We start from the raw sequence: 21,620 nt of genomic DNA, 5'->3' as shown, positions 1-21,620 counted from the left end.
AATTATGTTGTTAACAGATAACAATCGCGTAGTTATAAAAGTAGGAAGTGCCCTAATTGCACCAGGTAATGAGGGATGTAGTCCTAAATACTTGAGTAATATTGCTAACTTCATTACCCAATACCGCCAGCAAGGAAAGCAAGTTATCTTAGTCTCGTCTGGCTCAGTGGCCGCAGGAAGAAAATGGTTTAATGAAGATAAGCCATCAAAGCGCATGAAAAAAGCTATGGCCGCAGCGGGTCAAACAGACATGATGGCAATTTGGGACAGGTTACTAGATATGCCTTTAGCCCAAATACTGCTAACCCATGCTGATCTGTGTAATCGTGAACGTTATATCAGTATTAAAGAAACCATCGAGTCGTTACTTGCTAATGGGGTAATCCCTGTGGTCAATGAAAACGACACCATCACCTCTGAAGAACTTAAAGTCGGTGATAATGATAATCTTGCCGCCATGACTGCGGCAGCAATTAACGCTGATACGTTAATTATTTGTACTGACGTTGACGGACTGTATGACAAAAATCCACATACACATAATGATGCAAAGCTACTGAGCACTATTGAAAGCATCACCCCTGAAATCTATAGCATGGCCGGTGGAGCGATAAGCTCAACTGGCACTGGGGGCATGCAAACCAAAATAGAGGCCGCCGAAAAAGCAGCTGATCATGGCATCGACACCTTAATTATTAATGGCTTTAAAGCGGCATCATTTGAGCAGTTACTTAAAAATAATAACCCCGGCACCCACTTTTTATCGATACCTGAGCCACTAGCACCTGCAGCTCATTGGATGACACATACCGTTCGCGAGCGCGGAGAACTTGTGGTGAGTGACAGTTTTGCCACAGCTAATGCCAGTGACGATGAAAGTGTGCTCACTAGCGACAACATTCTTGAAGTTAAAGGTCAATTTTCAGTGGGTGACACCGTTTTACTAACCACTGACGATGGTACTCATGTCGCTAAAGCTCAAACAAATTACAGCAGTTGTTTATTGAATTACATTGCGCAAGATCAAGAAGATACTGCGCCTGAAGATCAATATATCACTAAAAACAACGCCATTATTTCCACAGAGCATTTAACCGTTTTGGAGAACGTATGAACCTCATTACCCAGTTGTCTGAACAAGCCGCAAACGCGTCGCGTTCATTGGTAAATTTAGAATCAGAAACAAAGAATCGCATTTTAAATCAGATGGCAGACAAAATAAGAAAAGCCGCCAGTTTGATTCTTGAAGCTAATAAAATTGATATTCAACACGCAAAAGAAAATAACCTTCCAGCCGCTATGATAGACCGTTTGTTATTAACCGACGAGCGTATCGATATTATGGCTAAAGGTATAGAAGAAATTGCGGTCCTTGCTGACCCTGTAGGCATGCTCCGCGAAATTGGCGAGCAACCTAACGGCCTCAAAATTAGTAAAATGCGCATGCCATTAGGCGTTGTTTGCATGATTTATGAAGCCCGCCCTAATGTCACTGCTGATGCTGGTGCACTGTGCTTTAAATCAGGCAATGCCATTATTTTACGCGGTGGTAAAGAGGCCATAAACTCAAGCAAAGCCATTGCCAGTATCATGCAGCAAACCTTAGCATCATTTGGTTTACCTGAGGCGTTAATTACCGTCATACCAAATGCTGATCGAGAGCTATTAATGGACTTAATGCAGCAACGCGAGCACATTGATGTGATTATTCCTCGTGGCGGTGAAGGGTTAATTAACTTTGTTACCGACAACAGTAAAATTCCAGTTATTCAGCACTTTAAAGGTGTTTGTCATTTGTATATTGATAAGTATGCAGACTTAGACAAAGCCATTAAGCTGCTACTTAACGGTAAAACACAACGCACTGGCGTCTGTAATGCGTTAGAGGGCTTGGTGGTTCATAAAGATATTGCAGAACAATTTTTGCCCATGGCTGCTAAGGTTCTAGCTGAACATGAAGTCACTATTCATGCCTGTAAGCAAGCCGCGAGTTACTTTAACAACGCTGATATTTTAGCTGATAATGATTTTGGCCAAGAATATTTAGACTTAGAAATAGCCGTTAAAATAGTGGATAGCCTACAACATGCTATGGATCATATTCATGTTAATGGCAGTAATCATACTGAAGTGATTTGTACAGAAGACCTAGAGCGTAGCCAACGATTCCAGCGAAGTGTTGATGCTTCTGTAGTGATGGTGAATGCATCATCTCGATTTTCTGATGGTAGCCAATTAGGCTTAGGTGCAGAAATTGGCATTGCGACCACTAAGTTGCATGCCTATGGCCCTATGGGGCTTGAGTCTTTGACTGCAGAAAAGTTTTTGGTTACCGGTGATGGTCACGTCAGATCGTAGCCATGATCCGAACAACAATCAAAATACAGGCCTAATATTGTAACATCATAATAACAAACGGTTTTATTTTACCCGTGGCTTGTCAATAAAGGCGCTAATATGGCAAAGTATTAGCGCCTTTAACATTTTTATATATTTATCATTTCATATAATCGTTAATCGCCTCAGCGTCGCCCACATTTCAGAAATGTTTAATAAACCCTTGCTACCTTGTGAGAACAAAAACAATAACCAGATAACAAATGAGGTCTTTTTTAACATGCGCAAAACATTACTTGCCGTTTCGATCGCCACATCAATGATGATTACGGGCTGTTCGATAAGTGATTCCGCCAATAACCCTGTCACTCAAACTGAAGCTGCCACTATGCTTAATAGTCAAAACCCGTTTGCTCAGGCCAGCGAGTTACAATATCAAACACCTCCATTCAATGAGATTAAAGTTGAGCATTATAAACCGGCTCTGGACCAAGGCATTGCAGAGCATTATCAACAAGTTCTTGAAATTGCAAATAACAGCGATAAGCCAACATTTGAAAACACCATTGTTGCATTAGAAAAAAGTGGTGAGCTACTTAACCGTACCTCAAGTGTTTTTTACAACATGACGGGTTCAGACAGTAATCCTGCTATTCGCGAAATTGAAAGTGAAATGGCCCCTAAAATGGCTGCCCATTCAGATAACATTCATTTGAACGCCGCCCTTTTTGAACGCATTAACACACTTTACAATCAGAGAGATAGCCTTAGCTTATCTAACGAAGAAGTACGCTTGATTGAAGTTTATCATCAACGATTTGTACTAGCAGGAGCCAAGCTAACTGAAGCGCAAAAAGCTAAAATTCGTGTGCTTAACGAAGAACAATCAACACTTACCAATGAGTTTGCCCAACGCTTGTTAAAAATGAGCAAAGACAGTGCAGTGATTGTAGACTCTGAAGCCGCTCTTGCCGGTTTATCTGCTAGTGAAATTCGCGCTGCCAAAGCTGAAGCAAAAGCGCTAGGCCATGAAGGTAAATATGCCATTACAATTACCAATACGACTCGCCAACCTATATTGGCCAAACTAGAGAACCGTCAATTGCGCGAGCAAGTTTGGTTAGCCTCTGCGAACCGTGGATTAAGCGGTGAAAACGAAACCGCCTCTTTAGTGGCTCGTTTAGCCCAGTTACGTGCAGAACGTGCTGAATTACTTGGTTTTAAAAGTTGGGCAGACTACCGTTTAGCACCACAAATGGCTAAAACACCACAAGCGGTATATGACATGTTTGGCTCTATGGTGCCAAAAGTAGTGGCTAATACCGAAAAAGAAGCCGCTGATATTCAAGCCATGATCAACCAAACTGGTGGTGACTTTACCTTACAACCTTGGGACTGGGCGTTTTATGCAGAAAAGGTCCGTCATGCTAAATATGACTTAGACTCAGCCAGCATTAAGCCTTACTTTGAGTTTAATCGAGTCTTGGAAGACGGCGTATTTTTCACCTTAGAAAAACTCTATGGCGTTACTTTAAAGCCTCGCCCAGATTTACCGGTTTATCATGAAGATGTAAAAGCCTACGAAATGTTTGATGCTGACGGCACTTCAATGGCCATTTTCTATGCTGACTACTTTGCCCGTGAAGGAAAACGTGGTGGAGCGTGGATGAGCTCTTTTGTTTCACAATCAACACTATTAGGTCAAAAACCGGTAGTAGTGAATGTGATGAACATTAAAAAAGCCCCTGATGGCGAGCCAACATTTGTTAGTTATGATGAAGTCACCACCATGTTCCATGAAATGGGTCATGGTACGCATGGCATGTTCTCTAAAGTGAAGTACCCTAGCCTTGCAGGTACGTCAGTATCACGTGATTTTGTTGAGTTTCCATCAACATTTGAAGAGGACTGGGCGGCTCATCCTGAAGTATTAGCAAACTATGCTAAACACTACGAGACGGGTGAGGTGATCCCTCAAGATCTGCTAGATAAACTGCTTAAATCTCGTAGCTTTAATCAAGGTTTCGACACCTTAGAATATATGTCAGCAGCGTTGGTAGATTTAGAGTGGCATTCACTCAGCGCCGACACGCCTTTACAAAACGTAGCGGAATTTGAAGCAAACGCATTGAAAAAGCACGGTGTAGATATTGCCGCCGTACCTCCTCGTTATAAATCAAGCTACTTTGCTCATGCATTCCCCGGTGGATACTCTGCAAGTTACTACGCTTATATGTGGAGTGAAATTTTAGCGGCAGATGCCTTTGCTTATGTGCAAACTCAAGGTGGTTTGAACCGTGAAATTGGCATGAAGTTCCGTAAAACCATTCGTGAAATCGGTAACTCAGTTGACCCGATGGAAGCTTACAAGTCATTCCGTGGTCAAGCGCCAACTACTGACGCATTACTTGAGCGACGCGGTTTAAATTAAGCGGTTCCTTCCACCTAAATTAGCCGCTGATCTTTAGCGGCACTTTTTTATTTTTTGGGCTTTTTATTTATAGAGAAATGTAACCGCATAAAAAATGCCAGTTGAATGAATCAACTGGCATTTTTTTATGGCTACTTAAATAATCACATTATTTAAGTTTAACTGGCCATTCTTTTTCAACACGCTCTTTTAAGAACACTTCTTTAGACTTTGACATACCTTCAAAGCTTAAACCGACTAACGGTTGAAGTTTTTCTTTCGTGTCGTACTTAGTACCGTCATACTTATAATCCGGTGCGTACTTAGCTAATAATTTATCAGCTTCAGCAATAGCTTGGTCTAAAATACCATTAGATTTAGTTAATAAGCGTACCGCTTCAGTTGGGTTATGAGCGTGAATACCATGAGAGGCAGTTGCGCTATCCCAGAACCACTGTGCGTTTCTGATTTTAACTAATAGGCTATTCATTTCACCTGCTAAAGGTGTTTTCTGCTTAAGTGCCGCTTGATAAGCTGCTTGCGCTTCACCAATCGTTTTACCCGCTTCTAAACCTTCAATACCGTTTGCAGCCCAAATAGCTTGTGCTTTAAAGTGAGCTTCGGTTAAACGTGGGTCAGTACCGTTAGCAGCAAAACGCAGCTCGTTAATTTCAGCTTTACGCTCGTCAAAAATTTCTTTAAAGTCAGCACCTTCGTGACAGCTTTGACATTTAGCTGGCAGTTTTTCCGCTTCAAAAGTCACTTTATGATCAGTGTATGATTTACCTTGTTCATTAGTCGACTTCGTCATATGACAAGTTGTACAACCAAACTCTAAGTGGTTATCCATTGCATGTTCAGTACGATCCATCATGTTTTCAAACTCAGGATGCTGAGTTTTAACCATAGGCGCACCAGAAACAGCGTTAATCCAATCATTAAAGCCACGGTTGTCGAAGTAAGCTAGCTGAGCTTCAGAAGCAAAACCTTTATATAAACCGTCTGTACCTTTGTAACCAACAAAGTCTTTATAATCAGTTTCTACACCAGGAACCCAGTAATCCCAAGGGAATTTAACTTTCTTGTCGTCGGTGCCGTCAAAGTAGTATTCAACGTGACACTGAGCACAAGTTTGACTGGCTTGCATAACTGAATCTTGCTTAGAAAAATCTTTACCAATCGCTTTCATTGCACGTTCAGCATAAGGACGACTCATTCTAGTATCTTGAGTGCCTAGTTCATGACAGTCTGCACAGCCAATAGTGTTAGACATTTCATGGCCCCAAGTTGACCATGCATTATCTGAGAACTTGCCTTCGCCGACTTCATCGTACATACGAGCAACATCAGGTGACTTACAAGACCAACAACTTGCAGACATGGCCTCACCTTGCATTACGCCGTCTTTGTCCATCATTGGATGACCAACACGTAAAGTTTTAACAACGTCGGTTAATGCATAGTGGTGACCACGTGCACGGTTGTAATCTTTAGCAAAACCATAACCTGCCCAAGCTGCAATAAGATTTGGGTTAGCGGCTAATAAGTCATCAAGCTGGCCTGATGCAGGAGTACTTTCTTCTGTTTCAGCCCAAGTTTTATATTGCTCAGGGAAAGTTTGCTGCCAGTTATCACTGTTATAAAAATCAGTTTTAGCCTCGTTTGCTACCGCGTTACCAACAAATACAGTTGATACCATTACAGCAAGTGCAATTTTCTTTAGTTTCATCGTCATTCCTCATCGGGATTATTATTATGATGTACCACAACTAACAATATTAACGGCCTTATAAAGTGCCGATAATTAGTTATGATTATTACACTCAAATTTAAAAGGTAAATTAAAATAATTAAGTAATGTGACCGCTATCCAAGCAATTTAAATATCTATTTTTAAAAATAACACACCGCAAAAAATAAATACCTATAAAGAGGTATAGGCAAACGATTTGATTTAAGCTGAAGTAAAAAAACATAACAAGAACAATATCAAGCCATTGTTTTAAAAGGAAGTAAGTGTAATAACACACTGTAATGGATGATAAACCCACAAATTCTCTTACAACATTTTTTATCAAAAAACATGGATAGGAATGATTGTTAAAATAAACTTAAATAAACACTCTAAATATCATTACTAGTATAATCTAGTTCAAAATAAATAACCTACACCAATATTAGAACATTATTAATAATAACCTCATTAATTAGAGAAAATTAAAAAGCCACATAAATAAATCACAATTAAATATAAAACAACCACAACTAAATTAGCACGGATAAATATACACTAAAATATCTATACTTAAATTTAGATAATAAGTACGATATAAACAATCAGGGCACTGGCGATATAAATATTTATATCGCCAGCATGTTAGCTAAAGGAGCTGACAAGACTAGTGAGCTGACTTCACCCCATTCTTCACCATATCCTGACCTGTTTTAAACACCTCATCGGTCACCCAACGTCCAAGCAATAGTTTATGGGCCTCACCAAATACCGCCACAAAATGCCGGCCATCGGCATTACTTGTTGCCATGCCTACGCCCGCAACGCCTTCAAGCCCTAAACCGCCTTTTTCAACTAATAATAAAAATTGTGCTAACTCATCTAAAGAGCTGATCACATCACCTTCAAAATTCATATTTTTACTGCCTTATTGAAACCATACCCTGCTTATTTTAGCCTAACTAACATGGCAATATCTGCATGCTTAGCTACAATTTCAATAGCCTATAATGAAATTGCTACCACCAGCTCATTTGAAGACCTACTCTGGAGAACAAATTGAAAACGATTAGCTTTAACCAACTCCAGTTTAGAATCTTTTTTATCTTAATCTTCTTATTTAGTGGTCTTTTAGGCGCCTATCGATTTTTCATTCAACAACCGCAATTAGCAACGTCACTGATCGCTTATTCTGAACGTGAGTTAAGCTCACTCAAGACAGCAATTTTTCAGTTAAACCAACCATTTGCTACCCTAAATTATGATTATTCCATCTGGACAGACACTTATAAGTTTATTACTCAGGATAATGAAGAAGATAAACAAGAATATATAGAGGATAATTATTTAGATGATACATTTTTAAGCTTAAAAATTGACGGGGTGTTTATCTTCGACAAACAATTTAACCCATTGTTTACCAAAGGGCTGAACCATCAAACTAACCAGCCTTTAAAGTTCAATTTTTTTGATTTAAACGAATACCCCCATAACAAGGCTATCAACCCTCAACTCAAAAACGCACAACGTAGACTGATAGATACTGAGGTAGCCAACACGTTTGGCACTATTAATACCTTATATGGTCCAGCCTTTTATTATTCAACTGAAATTTTAAAGTCGGATAAAACAGGGCCTGCCGTTGGTTTTTTAGTATTTGTTAGGCTGCTTAATGACTCTTTTGCACAGCAGCTTAGTCAGTTAACCTTAACCACAGTAGAAGTCAGCCACATAACCACCCCAAATCAAACTGATATTCCTAAATGGGACGAAACGGTTCCGTTAACAGCATTAACTCCCACCAGCGAGCGGTTATTAGTTGACCCGGCAAACAACCCATTAATAAAAATCACGCTAAACCATACGAATCAGGCTATGCCATCATTGTGGAGCTTCGAAACCTTGATGTTAATTTTATCCATGATCATGTTGTCCATTTCGGTATATTTTATCTTGGGCAATTTCGTTATTCAGCCAGTAAAGCAATTGGCACTCAATATCGAAGAAATGGATAAAGCTAAAGCCTATAAAGCGCTACCTAAAGACTTTATTATTACAGAACTATTAAAATTATCGACTCACTTCAACGCGTTAATGGATACGGTTAACAGGCAAAATGCCCTATTGAATGAACAAGTATTTGTTGATGAATTAACACGTATATCAAACCGGCGAGCCTTTGAGCGCTTTTTAGAAACCCACATGGTTATTTCACAACGTCAAGGGTTTAACTTCTCAATAATTATGGCGGACATTGATCAATTTAAAGCTTATAACGACCATTTTGGCCATCTGGCGGGGGATGAGGCGATTACGATAGTAGCGCAGACTTTAAATAGTTTTTTTCCCCGTAAAGACGAAATGTGCGCTCGTTATGGTGGCGAAGAGTTCATTATTTTGTTCAACGATACCAATATTACGCATATTAGCCAAAAACTCGATGTGATTATCAACAAGTTTGCAGAATTAAATATTGACCACCCACAATCTTCTGTTGCCTCGTATCTTACCGTGAGCTTTGGAGTCTGTGTTGTTAAGTCTCAGCCGAGTGACCAAAACCAACATTTAACCAGTGAAACCATTATCGACATGGCAGATAAAGCCTTGTACCAAGCTAAAGAGAAAGGTAGAAATCAATATAATATCAATACGATACCACCAGATGCAGGCTATAAAAAAAGCAGCTAAAGCTGCTTTTTAAATAACAATAGAATACATTTAATAGATCGTCTTTTTGAGGGCATCATCGCGGACTAACAATGTGAGTTCGTAAGCAATATTACGGCGCAGTCTCACTAACCAGCCGTTAACTTTGTCCATATCCACTTTGCAACTTTTTTTAGTGCAATCAGGCCTTGAAGCGTCAACAAAACTGACAGCAACGCCCTGTTCATCCACCAGCATTTCAACAGTAATGTGATACGTTTTGTGAACAATTTTACTGAGTCGTTTGCCATCAGCATGAGTGTAAGTCCAACCATTTTGGGCAGACGCTCTGGTTAATAATCCATCTAGATCATCTACATAGTTTCCAATAGGCACTGGGTCTTGATAAATATGCAGCGTTTTCGCCACTAGGTTTTCACTAAACAACATCGCCACTGTAAGTAGGCATAACATTATTTTATTCATATCAATTGCCTCTTATCGTTGACGTAACTGTTTATCAATACTTGCGGTGAGATTTTTGACGTAGTTATAGTAACCTCGGCCATTTTTGTAACAAATATCTTCAATGATATTTTCACATTGATAGTCACCTAAGGCTTCATGGTATTTAAGCTGCACATATTTATCGTTATATTCGATACGCATAACATTGGTATCACCACGATAGTCAAAACGCGCCAAAATATAACCTTCACCTTCACCATCAAATACCCATGCAAACCCTTTAGTATTTAGCATACCTTGCACAATGGCATAGCGTGTTTTCGCTAATCCGATACCATTGGTATCAAGTTCTCGATGCACGGCTTTAATATATCTATCATAAGATTTTGGTTTTATATTATCGTTGATAACTAGCGGAACGGGTTCGGCCAAAAGCGGAGCACTCACTAAGCAAAGCGCAGTAGCCCCAAAAAAAATCTTCAAATTCATAGTATTAACTCCATGTAATACAAAATATTATAGTAACACAACTAAATGTTTTTACCCACGAACAGTAGCCTTAAAAATATCCCGCCTCAATCTGCCCCCTTTTTCATTTGCTAATAAGTATTATTCGCTAAAGGTTCAATTGTTGATAATTAAGAAGCTCATATTATTGCTAGAAAACGATCTTATAAACAGTTTTGACAGACTGAATGCTGAAAACACTTCTTAACAATTAAAAATAAATTTTTATCATGAGGAAACACCACTATTTAGATTAATAATGAACAACTTAGATCAATATTTTGATCAAAAAATTACTCAACCGAATTGAGACTAGCACGCCTTAAATCGGTTAATCATTAAATAGTAGGTAGTAAGTGATGACAAACATGCTTTTGAACCACAAAAAACACCCACACCGCACTAGAATGGCTTCCCCTCTAATAGGTTGTTTAACTGTTGCTTTATCCTGTTTTAGTCAGCTAGCCGTGTCTGCTCATTTAGAGGAAGGTGAGCTAAGGTTGCTAACGCTTAATACTTGGAAAGATAGATTTGCAGGTGGACCTCTTGTTCATGATTTTTATTACAACGGGAATTATGATGTGATCCTCACGCAAGAGAACCAAGGCCGACGGTATATCAACAATATTCGCAACTATCTTAATGCTACTCAGAATTCACTAGGTTATTATAATAATAACTATTTAGGCACAAACGGCATTACCTCAAGGCTTAAAGGCATTCATGAATCTATACCCATGATGTTTAATCTTCGGCGCTACTTGAATGAGCCTCATGTACTAAGACATAACTTATGGCTGCCACAGTTTATAACTTATGAAACAGACCAACTGCCTCCCACCACTATTGCAAGTGTGCATCTGAATCATCTTGTAAACCCAAAAGCTGATTACTATTATTGGTTTAATGAGCCAAAAGATGCGAGAGTTAAGCAAGCTAAAGCGCTTAATAAATGGGCTGAAAAATATAATGCCCCGATTATAGTCGGTGGCGATTTCAATGCAGGAGATGTATCAGAAAGAGGTATCCCTTTTGATCAAACATACCCTGCAGATGGCTCTATCCGAGGGAAAAAGGATAATACGCCATATACTTTTAACATATTAAAAAAACAATTCGAGCTGTTACAAACCGAGCAAGACAGAGAACTGTTTACACACCACCCTGCTGGAAATGAAAGAACAACCTGGCCATCACGCAGCGAAGAAAAGCTTTTATCCCGTTATAAGAATTGGTCAAGGGTAAAACTTGACCATTTTATTGCATCTCGTCCCTTTGCTAAGTGGTGGGCAGTGAATAATGACGAAAATGATCAATACCTTGGTGTTTTAAATCAAACTGGCGTTGCTAGTAATGGAATATCTCTTTCTGATCATCAAGCCGTTGCCCATAGCATTAAATGGATAGGCCCCAAAATCAAACGCTATAACAGTACTAAATTTAGTGTTACTTTCGATTTTGAGCAGTTCGGTTATGCTCCCTATAACTTTACCCGAAATAATCAGCGTGATGATATTTATATCGGTCAATTGGCTGATAAAGAAGGCGTTCCAATACTGCATCAACTCCCTGAAGATCAAAAAAAGCAACTTTTTCAATGCTCCACCGACACACCTACACTATCAAGCTTTATAAATGAGTACTGTATTGATGATCATCGATTTATTGCCCAAACCAGACTCAATGGTGAAGTCCTTATCACCGTTGATGAACAAGACGTTTTTGGTGATAACAATGCTCAAATCATTCTTTCAAACGGAGCAACATTACAGTTAACCCAAGGGGCCAATAATAATGAAATCACCTTTTATAAAAAGTTCCTCATTGAGGGGAATACTGCCAATGTGATTGATATTGACGAACACTTAATTGCCACCTTCCCTGAAAGCCACTCCGTACAAGGAGATGGTGATTTAGTCAAAAACGGTCAAGGTCACTTAGTGATTAACAGTAATCGTTATTCTGTGGATACGATTGTCCGAAATGGTGCAGTCGTTGTGAATTCGACAATAAACCAAGGCACTGCTATCCGTGTAGAAGCCGGAGCAACTTTAAAAGGTTATGGGAAACTCAGCCATGTTGAATTGAATAGTTCAGCCATACTTTCCCCTGGAAATAATAGTCTTGCTCGACTTGATATTATGGACGGACTTTACATTGAAAATGGTGCAATTGTAAAAGTTGATATTACAACCCACGGGGAATCAGACCAAATAGTCAGCACTAATACGAGTATTGATTTAAATAATGCGATTCTATCTATTAACTTAAATGACGACGAAGCAAGGTTAACTGGAGAAGTCAGCTACAACATCATCCAAAGCGACCAACACATTGTAGGTCAATTTTCTTCAGTAGAAACCAATTTGAAAAATAGTAGTGTAGAGGTTGAATATACGAATAACAGCGTGACACTTATCCTTAATAAAGGAATATTATAGTCAGCGGTAATTATTTACAGTACTAAAATTTACCGCCTTATAAAAAGCACTCTTGCTGAAAGCGAACATAAAAAGCGATTTCTTACTAAGCTGTTTCATTCTAAGTTATGGATAAGATATTTTATGTGTGCTTTCAGCAACATTTTCTATTGCATCGTAAAATTTATCATCATTTTATGAGGTCATTGAGGCTTTCACATAAACATCGAATCGATTTTTCTTGGTGGCTATGACCATAGTCGGTTTTTGGTTATTTAAATCTTCGGCGTAGTCGGGACGCTTGACCACTACGCGTTTGGAAGCTAATTCATAGGCAGGAGGAAGTAAGCCGTCAGCATCTAAATCTGCCCCCACTAACGTTTGAAATACACGCATTTCTTTTTTGACTTGAGCCGATTTTTCACGGTGAGGATACATGGGGTCTAAATACACCACATCAATTTGTTCGCCCGATTTTGCTGCCGCATCATGTAAAGCTTCAATACTAGAGCCATGAAATAGGCTCATACGTTGCTGCATCCATTGTCCAATTTCTGCATCTTCATAAGCGCGGCGCAGTCCATCCTCTAATAACGCAGCCACAACAGGGTGGCGTTCAACCATAATAACTTTGCAGCCTAAACTGGCTAATACAAAAGCATCACGGCCTAACCCCGCAGTGCCATCAACCACAGTAGGCGTTATCCCTTGCTTTAGACCCACCGCTTTTGCAATAGATTGCCCACGACCACCACCAAACTTACGTCTATGCGCTACAGCGCCTGACACAAAATCCACTAAAATTCCGTCTAGTTTGGGTTCGTCGCGTTTGTGTAACGTTAATTGGTTTTGCTCAAAACGTAGCTCAAATAGTGCCTCTTTGTCCCACACTAAATTCCAACGGCTACATATATCGACTAAGCTTGGGTACTGTTGATTGTAAAATATCGCTGTTTGCAAAGTGGTTTACTCAAAGAAAATGAACGGCTCGGCTATTATGCCAGAACGTATGTTAAAACGTATCCCCTAATGCGCTCAGTAAAGGTTAGCCGTTTGCCATTGTTATTGGGTTAATTATTCCGCTACGCATCTAATTACCGATTCAGTATAATGCCATTATCACACAGTTATTTACTGTTCATATTAGTTGGAATAACACATGTTAAGTTACCGCCACGGTTTTCATGCTGGCAATTATGCCGATGTTTTAAAGCATTCAATGCTTCTGCAAGTCATTAAATCTATGCAGAAAAAGAATAAACCTTATGTTTATATTGATACTCATGCTGGCGCAGGTGCTTATTCATTAACTGACGATTTCGCCCAAAAAACAGGGGAGTATTTAGACGGTGTCGCCAAATTATGGGATAACACTAATTTACCCACCGCACTTGCTGACTATGTAGAAGCGGTAAAACTGTTTAATGGTGAATATGACGAGTTGTCGGTTTACCCTGGTTCGCCAAGTGTGGTCGATGCCCAACTTCGTGAACAAGACCGTATGCTTTTACATGAATTACACGGTACTGACCATGACTTGCTAGCCGAGTTTTTTGAGCAAGACAAACAAGTTAAAGTTATTAAAGGTGATGGGCTTAAAGGGTTAATTGCCGCTGTACCTCCCCTTGAGCGCAGAGCGGTTATTTTAATTGACCCAAGCTATGAAATTAAGTCCGATTACATTGATGTCGCCAACACCATCATTAAAGCGCACAAAAAGTTTGCTACCGGTGTATTCATGCTGTGGTATCCCGTTGTAAAACGTGAGCAAACTGAAGCCATGCTGAACTTACTCAAAAACAGTGGCATTAAAAAGCAATTAAGAATTGAACAAGCTATTCATGCAGATAGTGATGAATTTGGCATGACTGCTGCGGGGTTATGGATAATTAACCCACCTTGGCAAATAGATGAGCTCGCCACTGAAGCGTTAACCTATTTAGAGCCACTTTTAAGCCATGCTGATGGCCACGTTAAAGTGGAATGGGAAGTGGGTGAATAAAGCAAAGTTGCTTATTCACCTCTCGAGATTATTTACCCGCTTATCATTCTGAACCATAACATCGCCAGTTTGACCTGCAAATTGGCGATGTCCTCTCAACACTGTTTAAACACAATCATCATTGTCAGATAAAGGTCGGGCGATCAGCCCAAATAAGGCGCTCAATACCCCAGAAGCCACATCATTATTTTTGGTGTTATGACGGTAAGGCTCATATCCAGGTGCAGACTCTGACTCTTGTCGGCTCTGTTGATTGCCATAAGCTCCACTAACAAAATCACAACCGGCATTGTAAGCGGACTTAGAAGCAGTATTACTGCTACAGCCCGCTAATAGTGTTAATGCCATGACAACTAAAATCCTTTTCATACAACGTCCTCAAACCTGATTAAAAAAATGCTCCCGTTGCACCAGGAAATACTACGGGGCTAACGTTACCATTGGCGGCCACACTAGCAACACCAAATAAGTAATTATCTATGACCATATTTTTTAACGTAAATTCATTTATTTTGCCAACATAGCGGCTGTGGGTCCATTCTGGCTCAGTGGTTAAGCGCCAATATACGCGGTACCCTACAACGGTGTCATCTTGTGTTTTCGCCCAAGATAATGTGGTGCTGGGTGCCACTTGGCCTTTAATTTCAACTTGTGTTGGTGGTGCTGGTGCCCACGCCATTGACGCTAAACTAATGGCATTAAGCGCAGTTAATTTGGCGGTAAAGTCAAAATCAACGCCTTCAATCACATCACCATATTCAATACCGTTTTCGGTGCGAATATCTTGGTGCTGGCGATCATAATGTTCGTTCGTTTCCATCACACGTACCGCTGGAAACCCCGCCTTATTAAACGGTAAATGGTGCCCGCCTCGGCCAAATCGGTCTAAACGGTAAACCAACATCACATCAAGGTTTGTCATGTATTGATCAACTAAAGACTTAATTTTACGCGCTAAATTGCGCGATGCTGAGTCATTTTCCCCGCCACTAAAATAACGCTGCTTAGCTTGTTCTGGTGTTTCAACATAACGAACGCCTTCTGAGAATACCCGCACAGTTGAGTTATTAATGACCCCGTTAATACCGGCAATATTGCCAATCATGTCATTGTTCAGTACGGCCTGTACCTGCCAACCTTGATTTTTAGCATAGTTAGCCAGTATTTCACCGCCATATAAACCTTGTTCTTCACCAGACAATGCCGCATATACAATGGTGCCATTAAACTGATATTGCGATAATACCCGTGCCGCCTCAATAGCCCCTGCTACGCCGGTGGCATTGTCATTGGCACCTGGGGAAATGGAGCTTGCATCCAGTACGTCAGTCACCCGAGAGTCAATATCGCCACTCATCATGACCACTCGATTCGGATCTGTTTGACCTCGCTGAATCGCAATCACATTGACCACTTCAGTCGGTTTGTCGATACGCTTACCTTGCACGGTTTCAGATACGGTAATCACCTCTAAGCAGTTACCGCAGGCTGTTGAAATACGGTTAAATTCAGCCTCAATCCACCGTCTAGCTGCACCAATGCCTGTGGTCTCTGATTGGGTTTGCGATAAAGTATGTCGTGTCCCAAAATCCACTAATATTTGTACATCTTGATTTAAGCGCTTTGCACTAGGCGCTGTAGCAATATCATATAAGCGACTGTCTTCCTGAGATGGGGCGGTTTGCGCTATTGCGGTGTGGCTAGCGGCGAATAAACAGCTTGCTGAAATGGCACTTACAAGCCATTTGGCTGATACTGAAGACATATATACTCCCAATTTAACCTTTAGTCTGATTAATTTAATTTATTGTTTTTATAAGACTTAATTTATCTTAAGACATAAATCTGTTGAAATTAGCTGACTTTACGATACCGACTATAAAGTATTTTAACCCGCTGCACATAGGCCTTGGTTTCTGGATAGGGCGGAACGCCATTATATTGCTCAACCGTACTTGGGCCTGAATTATAGGCTGCACAGGCCAATTCCATATTGCCATTAAATCGGGTTAATAACATCGCAAGGTAACGACTCCCTCCCAGAATATTTTGTCCTGCTTTAAACGCATCATTCACCTGCATATCTTTTGCCGTACCGGGCATCAGTTGCATTAACCCCATTGCACCAGCCTTTGACACCACATTACTTCTAAAAGCAGATTCAGCATGAATAACCGCCCTGATCAGGGCGGGCTCAACATGATAACGGCGTGCAGCCTGGCTAATTTCATAAGAGTATTTTGTTGTAAACAAAGGGGTTTTATACCAATCAATTGTAGAGTCGGGTCTGCACGCAAAACATTCATACAATAAAATGCGGAAATTGTTATGGCTAGGCTGGCTGTCAGTAAACGCGGTAATGCCGTTTTTTTCATATTGGTAGACTTTGCGCTTAGAAACCCCTAAGTCAGACAAAATTCCATGCTCTGAATACGTCGCCTTTAATTGTTTTTTGGCAGGTGTAGAGAGGTCAGCTGGGGGTAATGGGTAGTCATTATCTAATACCACGGATGTTGATTGTGGATTTGGCTTCACTTGAGGGTTCGTGGGTTTATTTACGCTAAATTGCTCAGAACCGCCGTGATAAAGCGCTTTTATTTTCGGTTTATTAGAAGGGTTTTTCGAAGATGAAGCCTCTAAGGTTTGATTTTCTGCAGCATTAATCCCAGACGATAAAAAGTAACAGGCTCCCAATGTGATTATGGCCAAATATAAAATGCAGTTGCTGCGTAAATTACTCACTGGAGCCATCAAAGTTCTCACATAAATTACCCAAGGTTTTGGTCGCTTGACTGCTCCATTAAAGGCATAGCTGAAATTTTTGCTAACTTTGCCACTATTGACCCCGGAAACATATTTACCCCTTGATTTAAATCGGTTACTGCTTGGTTATAAAACTGGTTAGCATTTTGGAAGTCGAGCGCCAACTGAGCATATTCGTTCACCAACGATTCAGAGACTTGATGCTCATCTATCAAACTAAACGCCGCACTACATTGTTGATCAATTGTAGACCACGCGGCTAAATAGCTGGGCAAGTTATCATCAATTTTATTTGGCCAAGCATTTTTTTGATGAATAAAGGTAAGTTGCTGACGAATTTTTTCGGCCTCTGCATGATGTGGTGAATCAGGGGTCACTACAGAAATTAACTGTTCTATAATTTCAATTCTACGAGTTACTTTCAGGCTTAATGCCATCAACGTATCAATTGCAGACTGGCGTTTTTTTACCAAGCTAGCGTACCAAAGGTAACAAAGAATCACGGCTAAGCTAATACTTAGCAGTAGGGCTTTCATATAGACTTCCTTAATCATTTTATTGAACACTATGCTTCATCACTTGGCTTTTGTGCATAAGCTTTATTCTTATGAGCGTTTAATGATGCCATAGCTTGAATGACGCTTTTTCTCATCATAATAAGCATAAAATGACCGAAATTCATGTCATTAACAATATGCATTACAAAAAACCTCCAAAAAAACACCACCGCACAGTAACATATTGTTGACAACTTCGACATTTAAGCCACATTACAACTCAAGAAAGACATAACTCAACCTTAAATTGATTTATTTAAAAATGATTATCCGCATAAATAAAATTAATCATTTAAAATCAAATCCTTGAGCAAACCTTCTGCTGTATACATTTTAAGCCGCCTTACAATAATCTACGGCATAAAAGGCTATTTAATCGAATTGAAACATCACATTTTATTAACTAAATGTTTTTTTAGCGTCCAAATAGACTTAAACATCAAAAAAATATTAAGTTTCAATTAACCATTGCTCTGTAGGCTACTAAATTGGCACAATCTTATAATCAAGCCTCACGACCATAAAACAAAAATACAACAAAATGTATTACTGGCGATGAGGTAAAGCCGAACGAAGGAAAAGCATGAGTCATTCAAACCCAATTAAGGCTGAAGAAGCAAACAACACTTCGCCCGAGGCCATCGCTCAATCAGGAGCATTTGTTCGATTTTTAAATATTGTCGAACGACTAGGTAACTTATTACCTCACCCCATCACCTTATTTGCCACATTTTGTTTAGCCGTTGTCGTGATAAGCGGTATTGCAGGATATTTCGAATTATCCGTTGCCGACCCTCGCCCAGAAGGCACAGCAGGCCGCAGCCCTGATGGACTGATTCATGTTGTCAGCTTAATGAGTGCAGAAGGGTTACAACGAATAGTCTCAGGACTTGTGACTAACTTTACCGGTTTTACCCCGTTAGGCACGGTATTAGTTGCGCTATTAGGTGTCGGTATTGCTGAGCGTTCAGGCTTATTATCAGCTGCAATGCGCTTATTGGTCATGGGAACATCTAAGCGCATAGTAACCTACACCATTGTTTTTGCAGGTATTGTTTCAAATACGGCCTCTGAACTAGGTTACGTGGTGCTGATTCCTATGGCTGCCATGATATTCCACTCTTTAGGCCGTCACCCTTTAGCGGGTCTAGCGGCGGCATTTGCTGGGGTTTCAGGTGGATATAGTGCTAACTTATTACTGGGTACTGTTGACCCACTATTGTCAGGCATTACTGAAGCTGCAGCACAAATGATTGATCCTCAGTACACGGTTGGCCCTGAAGTTAACTGGTACTTTATGTTTGTATCGACCTTCTTAATCACTATTTTAGGTGCACTAGTCACTGAAAAAATTGTTGAGCCTAAACTCGGCAAATACGATGCTAGTGAGGCCGGTGACTTAGAAGATCAAACTATGGAGCAAGTGACTGACATTGAAAGACGCGGCTTAAAGCTAGCAGGTTTATCAGTACTCGTTTTTTCTGCCATATTAGCCCTAACCATTATTCCTGAAAATGGCCCATTACGTCACCCAGATACCGGCCTAGTGGCTGGTTCACCTTTTCTAAAAGGGATTGTGGCGTTTATTTTTATCGGCTTTGCTATTCCAGGCCTAGTTTACGGTAAAGTCGTCGGCAGCATGAAAAAAGACACTGATGTGATTGATGCAATGTCACACAGCATGAGCACCATGGGCATGTACATTGTCTTAGTGTTTTTTGCTGCGCAGTTTGTGGCATTTTTCAATTGGACTAACTTAGGTGCAGTACTGGCGGTGGGTGGTGCTCAAGCACTGCAAAGTATTGGCTTAACTGGGCCATTGTTATTTGTGCTATTTATTATGTTATGTGGCTTTATTAACTTAATGTTAGGGAGTGCTTCAGCGCAATGGGCGGTTACCGCGCCTATTTTTGTCCCTATGTTAATGCTAGTAGGCTACGCGCCAGAAACGATTCAAGCGGCATATAGAATTGGTGACTCGGTGACCAACCTGATTACGCCAATGATGAGTTACTTTGGACTGATTTTAGCGGTCGCGTGCCGATATAAGAAAGATTTAGGCATTGGAACCTTAATTGCCACAATGCTGCCATATAGCATTGTGTTCTTTATTGGTTGGACTCTATTTTTCTTCTTGTGGGTCTTTGTACTAGGCTTACCAGTGGGTCCGAATGCCGCAACTTATTACACACCATAGTAAGCTGCAGTTTATAAACAAAAAAACGCATCAATTATGATGCGTTTTTTATTGTTTTAAGTTTAAGTTATAAGCGTTAAAAGTCGATAAGAATTGATAAAATAGTCGCTAACTTATTTTCCAACTCTTGCCACTCTGCATCAGGATCAGAGCCAGCAACTACGCCCGCTCCTGCAAATAAGTTAATACGATTAGGTTCTATTAACGCACTTCTAATTGCCACAGAAAACTCAGACTCATAATGATTAAAATAACCGCAAGCTCCTGCGTACCAGCCTCTGGCATAGCCTTCACGTTGGCGAATAAAGTTCATCGCATTTTGACGCGGTAACCCCCCTACTGCTGGGGTTGGATGTAAGGCGCGCAGTAAGTCAAAATCATTAACACCAGCATTAAGCTCAGCACGAATAGCACGATGTAAGTGTTGAATATGGGTCAGCTTAAAAATTTTAGCTTGCTCTTCGGCACCAACATATTGGCTTAGCGGTTTAAGCGCGCCAACTATGTGTTGCCTAACCAACTGGTTTTCATGACTGTTTTTCACATCATCCAGCAGTTGTTGAGCTAAAATATCGTCTTCTTCTTGGTTTAATCCACGTATTGTTGTCCCTGCTAACGCCTCTGTAAATAATTCGTTCTGACGACGAAGGTATAAGCGCTCAGGCGAGCATGAAATAAAGGTTCTTTGTGGGCTAAACTGAAAACCAAATTGAAAGCTATTGGGGTTTCTACCTTGCCAGCACGCTAGCACAGTCCATGGGTCAACCGGTTCTGCTACATCAATTTGCGTTTGGCGCGACAACACCACTTTAGGCGTAGTTTGATTAAAATTATGCTGGGTTACCTGTTCAACAAGTTCGCGCCAGCGATGTTGATCGGGCAAATCACTGCGGCTCATTAAGCGGGTTTTATTTGGGGGAGCTAATGGCTTTGGCTTTTGCAGATTATCAATAGCCTCAAGCGCAAGATGATATTCATCTTGCTTATTATTAGCCTCAAAATTGAGGTTAAGTAATATTTTAACTTTAGGGCCACTTCGGCGCAGTTCAATACGCGGTAATACAAATCGCGCTCGGCCAAATTCAGGCCAGCACTCTACCGAGCGGTCAAATGCCACACCACCGTAATAGCGTAAGTCTTGCCCCCCACTTTTACCTCGTTGCGACTGATAATCTTGCGCTAATTGATGATCATCGACTTCATCTTGATAATAAAACTGCTTACAAATACCAATTGCAGCAATTTCTTCTGCTTTATCACGACCATGCCAATAAATACGAGGATATTGAGTTTGCGCGCTCAACCATGACAGTAATGGCACTGCTGGGGCTTCAACAGATAATTGCACAACAGGAGTTATCTCAGCAGCTTGCATTACCTGCTCAAGCTTCTGCTTTAACTCTTCAAATTGTGAACTAAAAAAGTGGCCAGACAATATCAACTCCTGAACATGGTATAAACCGGACAACGTTAATTAACCTAAGATTCAGTGTCAATCAACAACACAATATGCTGTGATCTATAATCAGCGAATATGCTAATATTAGTGAATCCATGCGATAAATTTATACGTATGCTATA

The 21,620-nt window shown here is 40.3% G+C and carries 18 protein-coding genes; 7 read left to right on the top strand and 11 right to left on the bottom strand.

Translation table 11 applies throughout. The features are described 5' to 3' along the window. Positions 1 to 4: 4 nt before the first annotated feature. From proB to L2672_RS08945, 3 genes are all read left to right on the top strand, one after another. Positions 5 to 1,114 (top strand): glutamate 5-kinase, encoded by a 1,110-nt coding sequence (gene proB, locus L2672_RS08955; RefSeq protein ID WP_248995500.1) that lies wholly within the window; start codon positions 5 to 7, stop codon positions 1,112 to 1,114. Continuing rightward, entirely contained in the window at positions 1,111 to 2,358 is a 1,248-nt protein-coding gene (locus L2672_RS08950; RefSeq protein WP_248995499.1) for a glutamate-5-semialdehyde dehydrogenase, read from the top strand. Before proB ends, L2672_RS08950 begins: the two co-directional genes overlap by 4 nt. Before the next feature lie 259 nt (positions 2,359 to 2,617). Further along, positions 2,618 to 4,768, top strand: coding sequence for a M3 family metallopeptidase (locus tag L2672_RS08945; RefSeq protein WP_248995498.1), 2,151 nt, complete (start codon positions 2,618 to 2,620; stop codon positions 4,766 to 4,768). Between the two features lie 148 nt (positions 4,769 to 4,916). On the opposite strand, the gene L2672_RS08940 is transcribed toward L2672_RS08945, so the two are convergent. Next, complete coding sequence (locus L2672_RS08940) at positions 4,917 to 6,476, bottom strand: ammonia-forming cytochrome c nitrite reductase subunit c552 (RefSeq protein ID WP_248995497.1); 1,560 nt, start codon at positions 6,474 to 6,476, stop codon at positions 4,917 to 4,919. A 670-nt stretch (positions 6,477 to 7,146) separates the two neighbouring features. Continuing rightward, positions 7,147 to 7,395, bottom strand: a complete 249-nt coding sequence (locus L2672_RS08935; protein WP_248995496.1) for a hypothetical protein — start codon at positions 7,393 to 7,395, stop codon at positions 7,147 to 7,149. A 143-nt stretch (positions 7,396 to 7,538) separates the two neighbouring features. Here L2672_RS08935 and L2672_RS08930 point away from each other — a divergent pair, with 143 nt between their 5' ends. After that, entirely contained in the window at positions 7,539 to 9,167 is a 1,629-nt protein-coding gene (locus tag L2672_RS08930) for a sensor domain-containing diguanylate cyclase (protein WP_248995495.1), read from the top strand. A 30-nt stretch (positions 9,168 to 9,197) separates the two neighbouring features. Here L2672_RS08930 and L2672_RS08925 read toward each other — a convergent pair whose 3' ends face one another. Next, on the bottom strand, positions 9,198 to 9,611 hold the full coding sequence (locus L2672_RS08925) for a hypothetical protein (protein WP_248995494.1): 414 nt from the start codon (positions 9,609 to 9,611) through the stop codon (positions 9,198 to 9,200). A 12-nt stretch (positions 9,612 to 9,623) separates the two neighbouring features. Continuing rightward, on the bottom strand, positions 9,624 to 10,082 hold the full coding sequence (locus L2672_RS08920; RefSeq protein WP_248995493.1) for a hypothetical protein: 459 nt from the start codon (positions 10,080 to 10,082) through the stop codon (positions 9,624 to 9,626). Between the two features lie 377 nt (positions 10,083 to 10,459). Between L2672_RS08920 and L2672_RS08915 the strand changes: the two genes are divergently transcribed. Beyond that, entirely contained in the window at positions 10,460 to 12,541 is a 2,082-nt protein-coding gene (locus L2672_RS08915; RefSeq protein ID WP_248995492.1) for an endonuclease/exonuclease/phosphatase family protein, read from the top strand. Positions 12,542 to 12,715: 174 nt separating this feature from the next. On the opposite strand, the gene L2672_RS08910 is transcribed toward L2672_RS08915, so the two are convergent. Beyond that, positions 12,716 to 13,480 carry a class I SAM-dependent methyltransferase gene (locus L2672_RS08910; protein ID WP_248995491.1) on the bottom strand — a complete coding sequence of 255 codons (765 nt, stop codon included), beginning with the start codon at positions 13,478 to 13,480 and terminating at the stop codon, positions 12,716 to 12,718. A gap of 199 nt (positions 13,481 to 13,679) precedes the next feature. Here L2672_RS08910 and L2672_RS08905 point away from each other — a divergent pair, with 199 nt between their 5' ends. Continuing rightward, positions 13,680 to 14,522 carry a 23S rRNA (adenine(2030)-N(6))-methyltransferase RlmJ gene (locus L2672_RS08905; RefSeq protein ID WP_248995490.1) on the top strand — a complete coding sequence of 281 codons (843 nt, stop codon included), beginning with the start codon at positions 13,680 to 13,682 and terminating at the stop codon, positions 14,520 to 14,522. Positions 14,523 to 14,627: 105 nt separating this feature from the next. On the opposite strand, the gene L2672_RS08900 is transcribed toward L2672_RS08905, so the two are convergent. The 5 genes from L2672_RS08900 to L2672_RS17315 form a co-directional block, all read right to left on the bottom strand. Further along, on the bottom strand, positions 14,628 to 14,891 hold the full coding sequence (locus L2672_RS08900) for a hypothetical protein (RefSeq protein WP_248995489.1): 264 nt from the start codon (positions 14,889 to 14,891) through the stop codon (positions 14,628 to 14,630). Between the two features lie 19 nt (positions 14,892 to 14,910). Beyond that, positions 14,911 to 16,287, bottom strand: coding sequence for a M28 family peptidase (locus tag L2672_RS08895; RefSeq protein ID WP_248995488.1), 1,377 nt, complete (start codon positions 16,285 to 16,287; stop codon positions 14,911 to 14,913). Positions 16,288 to 16,376: 89 nt separating this feature from the next. After that, complete coding sequence (locus L2672_RS08890) at positions 16,377 to 17,285, bottom strand: lytic transglycosylase domain-containing protein (RefSeq protein WP_248995487.1); 909 nt, start codon at positions 17,283 to 17,285, stop codon at positions 16,377 to 16,379. 5 nt (positions 17,286 to 17,290) lie between these two features. Further along, positions 17,291 to 17,821, bottom strand: a complete 531-nt coding sequence (locus L2672_RS08885; protein WP_248995486.1) for a LemA family protein — start codon at positions 17,819 to 17,821, stop codon at positions 17,291 to 17,293. Positions 17,822 to 17,850: 29 nt separating this feature from the next. Then, on the bottom strand, positions 17,851 to 17,985 hold the full coding sequence (locus L2672_RS17315; protein WP_275975000.1) for a hypothetical protein: 135 nt from the start codon (positions 17,983 to 17,985) through the stop codon (positions 17,851 to 17,853). Between the two features lie 440 nt (positions 17,986 to 18,425). Here L2672_RS17315 and L2672_RS08880 point away from each other — a divergent pair, with 440 nt between their 5' ends. Further along, positions 18,426 to 20,039 (top strand): AbgT family transporter, encoded by a 1,614-nt coding sequence (locus L2672_RS08880; protein WP_248995485.1) that lies wholly within the window; start codon positions 18,426 to 18,428, stop codon positions 20,037 to 20,039. Positions 20,040 to 20,115: 76 nt separating this feature from the next. Here the strand turns inward: L2672_RS08880 and L2672_RS08875 are convergent, their stop codons facing one another. Further along, positions 20,116 to 21,474: an isochorismate synthase gene (locus L2672_RS08875; RefSeq protein WP_420833144.1), complete on the bottom strand. Its 1,359-nt coding sequence runs from the start codon at positions 21,472 to 21,474 to the stop codon at positions 20,116 to 20,118. Between the last annotated feature and the right edge of the window lie 146 nt (positions 21,475 to 21,620).

This window comes from Shewanella gaetbuli (assembly GCF_023284065.1).
In the GTDB taxonomy this organism is placed as follows: Bacteria; Pseudomonadota; Gammaproteobacteria; order Enterobacterales; family Shewanellaceae; genus Shewanella; species Shewanella gaetbuli.
This window is presented reverse-complemented; position numbering and strand designations above follow the sequence as displayed.

Excerpts from the sequence above, each read along its gene's own strand:
- proB (WP_248995500.1), top strand. The coding sequence starts at position 5 with ATGTTGTTAACAGATAACAATCGCGTAGTTATAAAAGTAGGAAGTGCC.
- L2672_RS08950 (WP_248995499.1), top strand. The coding sequence starts at position 1,111 with ATGAACCTCATTACCCAGTTGTCTGAACAAGCCGCAAACGCGTCGCGT.
- L2672_RS08945 (WP_248995498.1), top strand. The coding sequence starts at position 2,618 with ATGCGCAAAACATTACTTGCCGTTTCGATCGCCACATCAATGATGATT.
- L2672_RS08940 (WP_248995497.1), bottom strand. The coding sequence starts at position 6,476 with ATGAAACTAAAGAAAATTGCACTTGCTGTAATGGTATCAACTGTATTT.
- L2672_RS08935 (WP_248995496.1), bottom strand. The coding sequence starts at position 7,395 with ATGAATTTTGAAGGTGATGTGATCAGCTCTTTAGATGAGTTAGCACAA.
- L2672_RS08925 (WP_248995494.1), bottom strand. The coding sequence starts at position 9,611 with ATGAATAAAATAATGTTATGCCTACTTACAGTGGCGATGTTGTTTAGT.
- L2672_RS08920 (WP_248995493.1), bottom strand. The coding sequence starts at position 10,082 with ATGAATTTGAAGATTTTTTTTGGGGCTACTGCGCTTTGCTTAGTGAGT.
- L2672_RS08915 (WP_248995492.1), top strand. The coding sequence starts at position 10,460 with ATGACAAACATGCTTTTGAACCACAAAAAACACCCACACCGCACTAGA.
- L2672_RS08905 (WP_248995490.1), top strand. The coding sequence starts at position 13,680 with ATGTTAAGTTACCGCCACGGTTTTCATGCTGGCAATTATGCCGATGTT.
- L2672_RS08900 (WP_248995489.1), bottom strand. The coding sequence starts at position 14,891 with ATGAAAAGGATTTTAGTTGTCATGGCATTAACACTATTAGCGGGCTGT.
- L2672_RS08895 (WP_248995488.1), bottom strand. The coding sequence starts at position 16,287 with ATGTCTTCAGTATCAGCCAAATGGCTTGTAAGTGCCATTTCAGCAAGC.
- L2672_RS08885 (WP_248995486.1), bottom strand. The coding sequence starts at position 17,821 with ATGAAAGCCCTACTGCTAAGTATTAGCTTAGCCGTGATTCTTTGTTAC.
- L2672_RS17315 (WP_275975000.1), bottom strand. The coding sequence starts at position 17,985 with ATGCATATTGTTAATGACATGAATTTCGGTCATTTTATGCTTATTATG.
- L2672_RS08880 (WP_248995485.1), top strand. The coding sequence starts at position 18,426 with ATGAGTCATTCAAACCCAATTAAGGCTGAAGAAGCAAACAACACTTCG.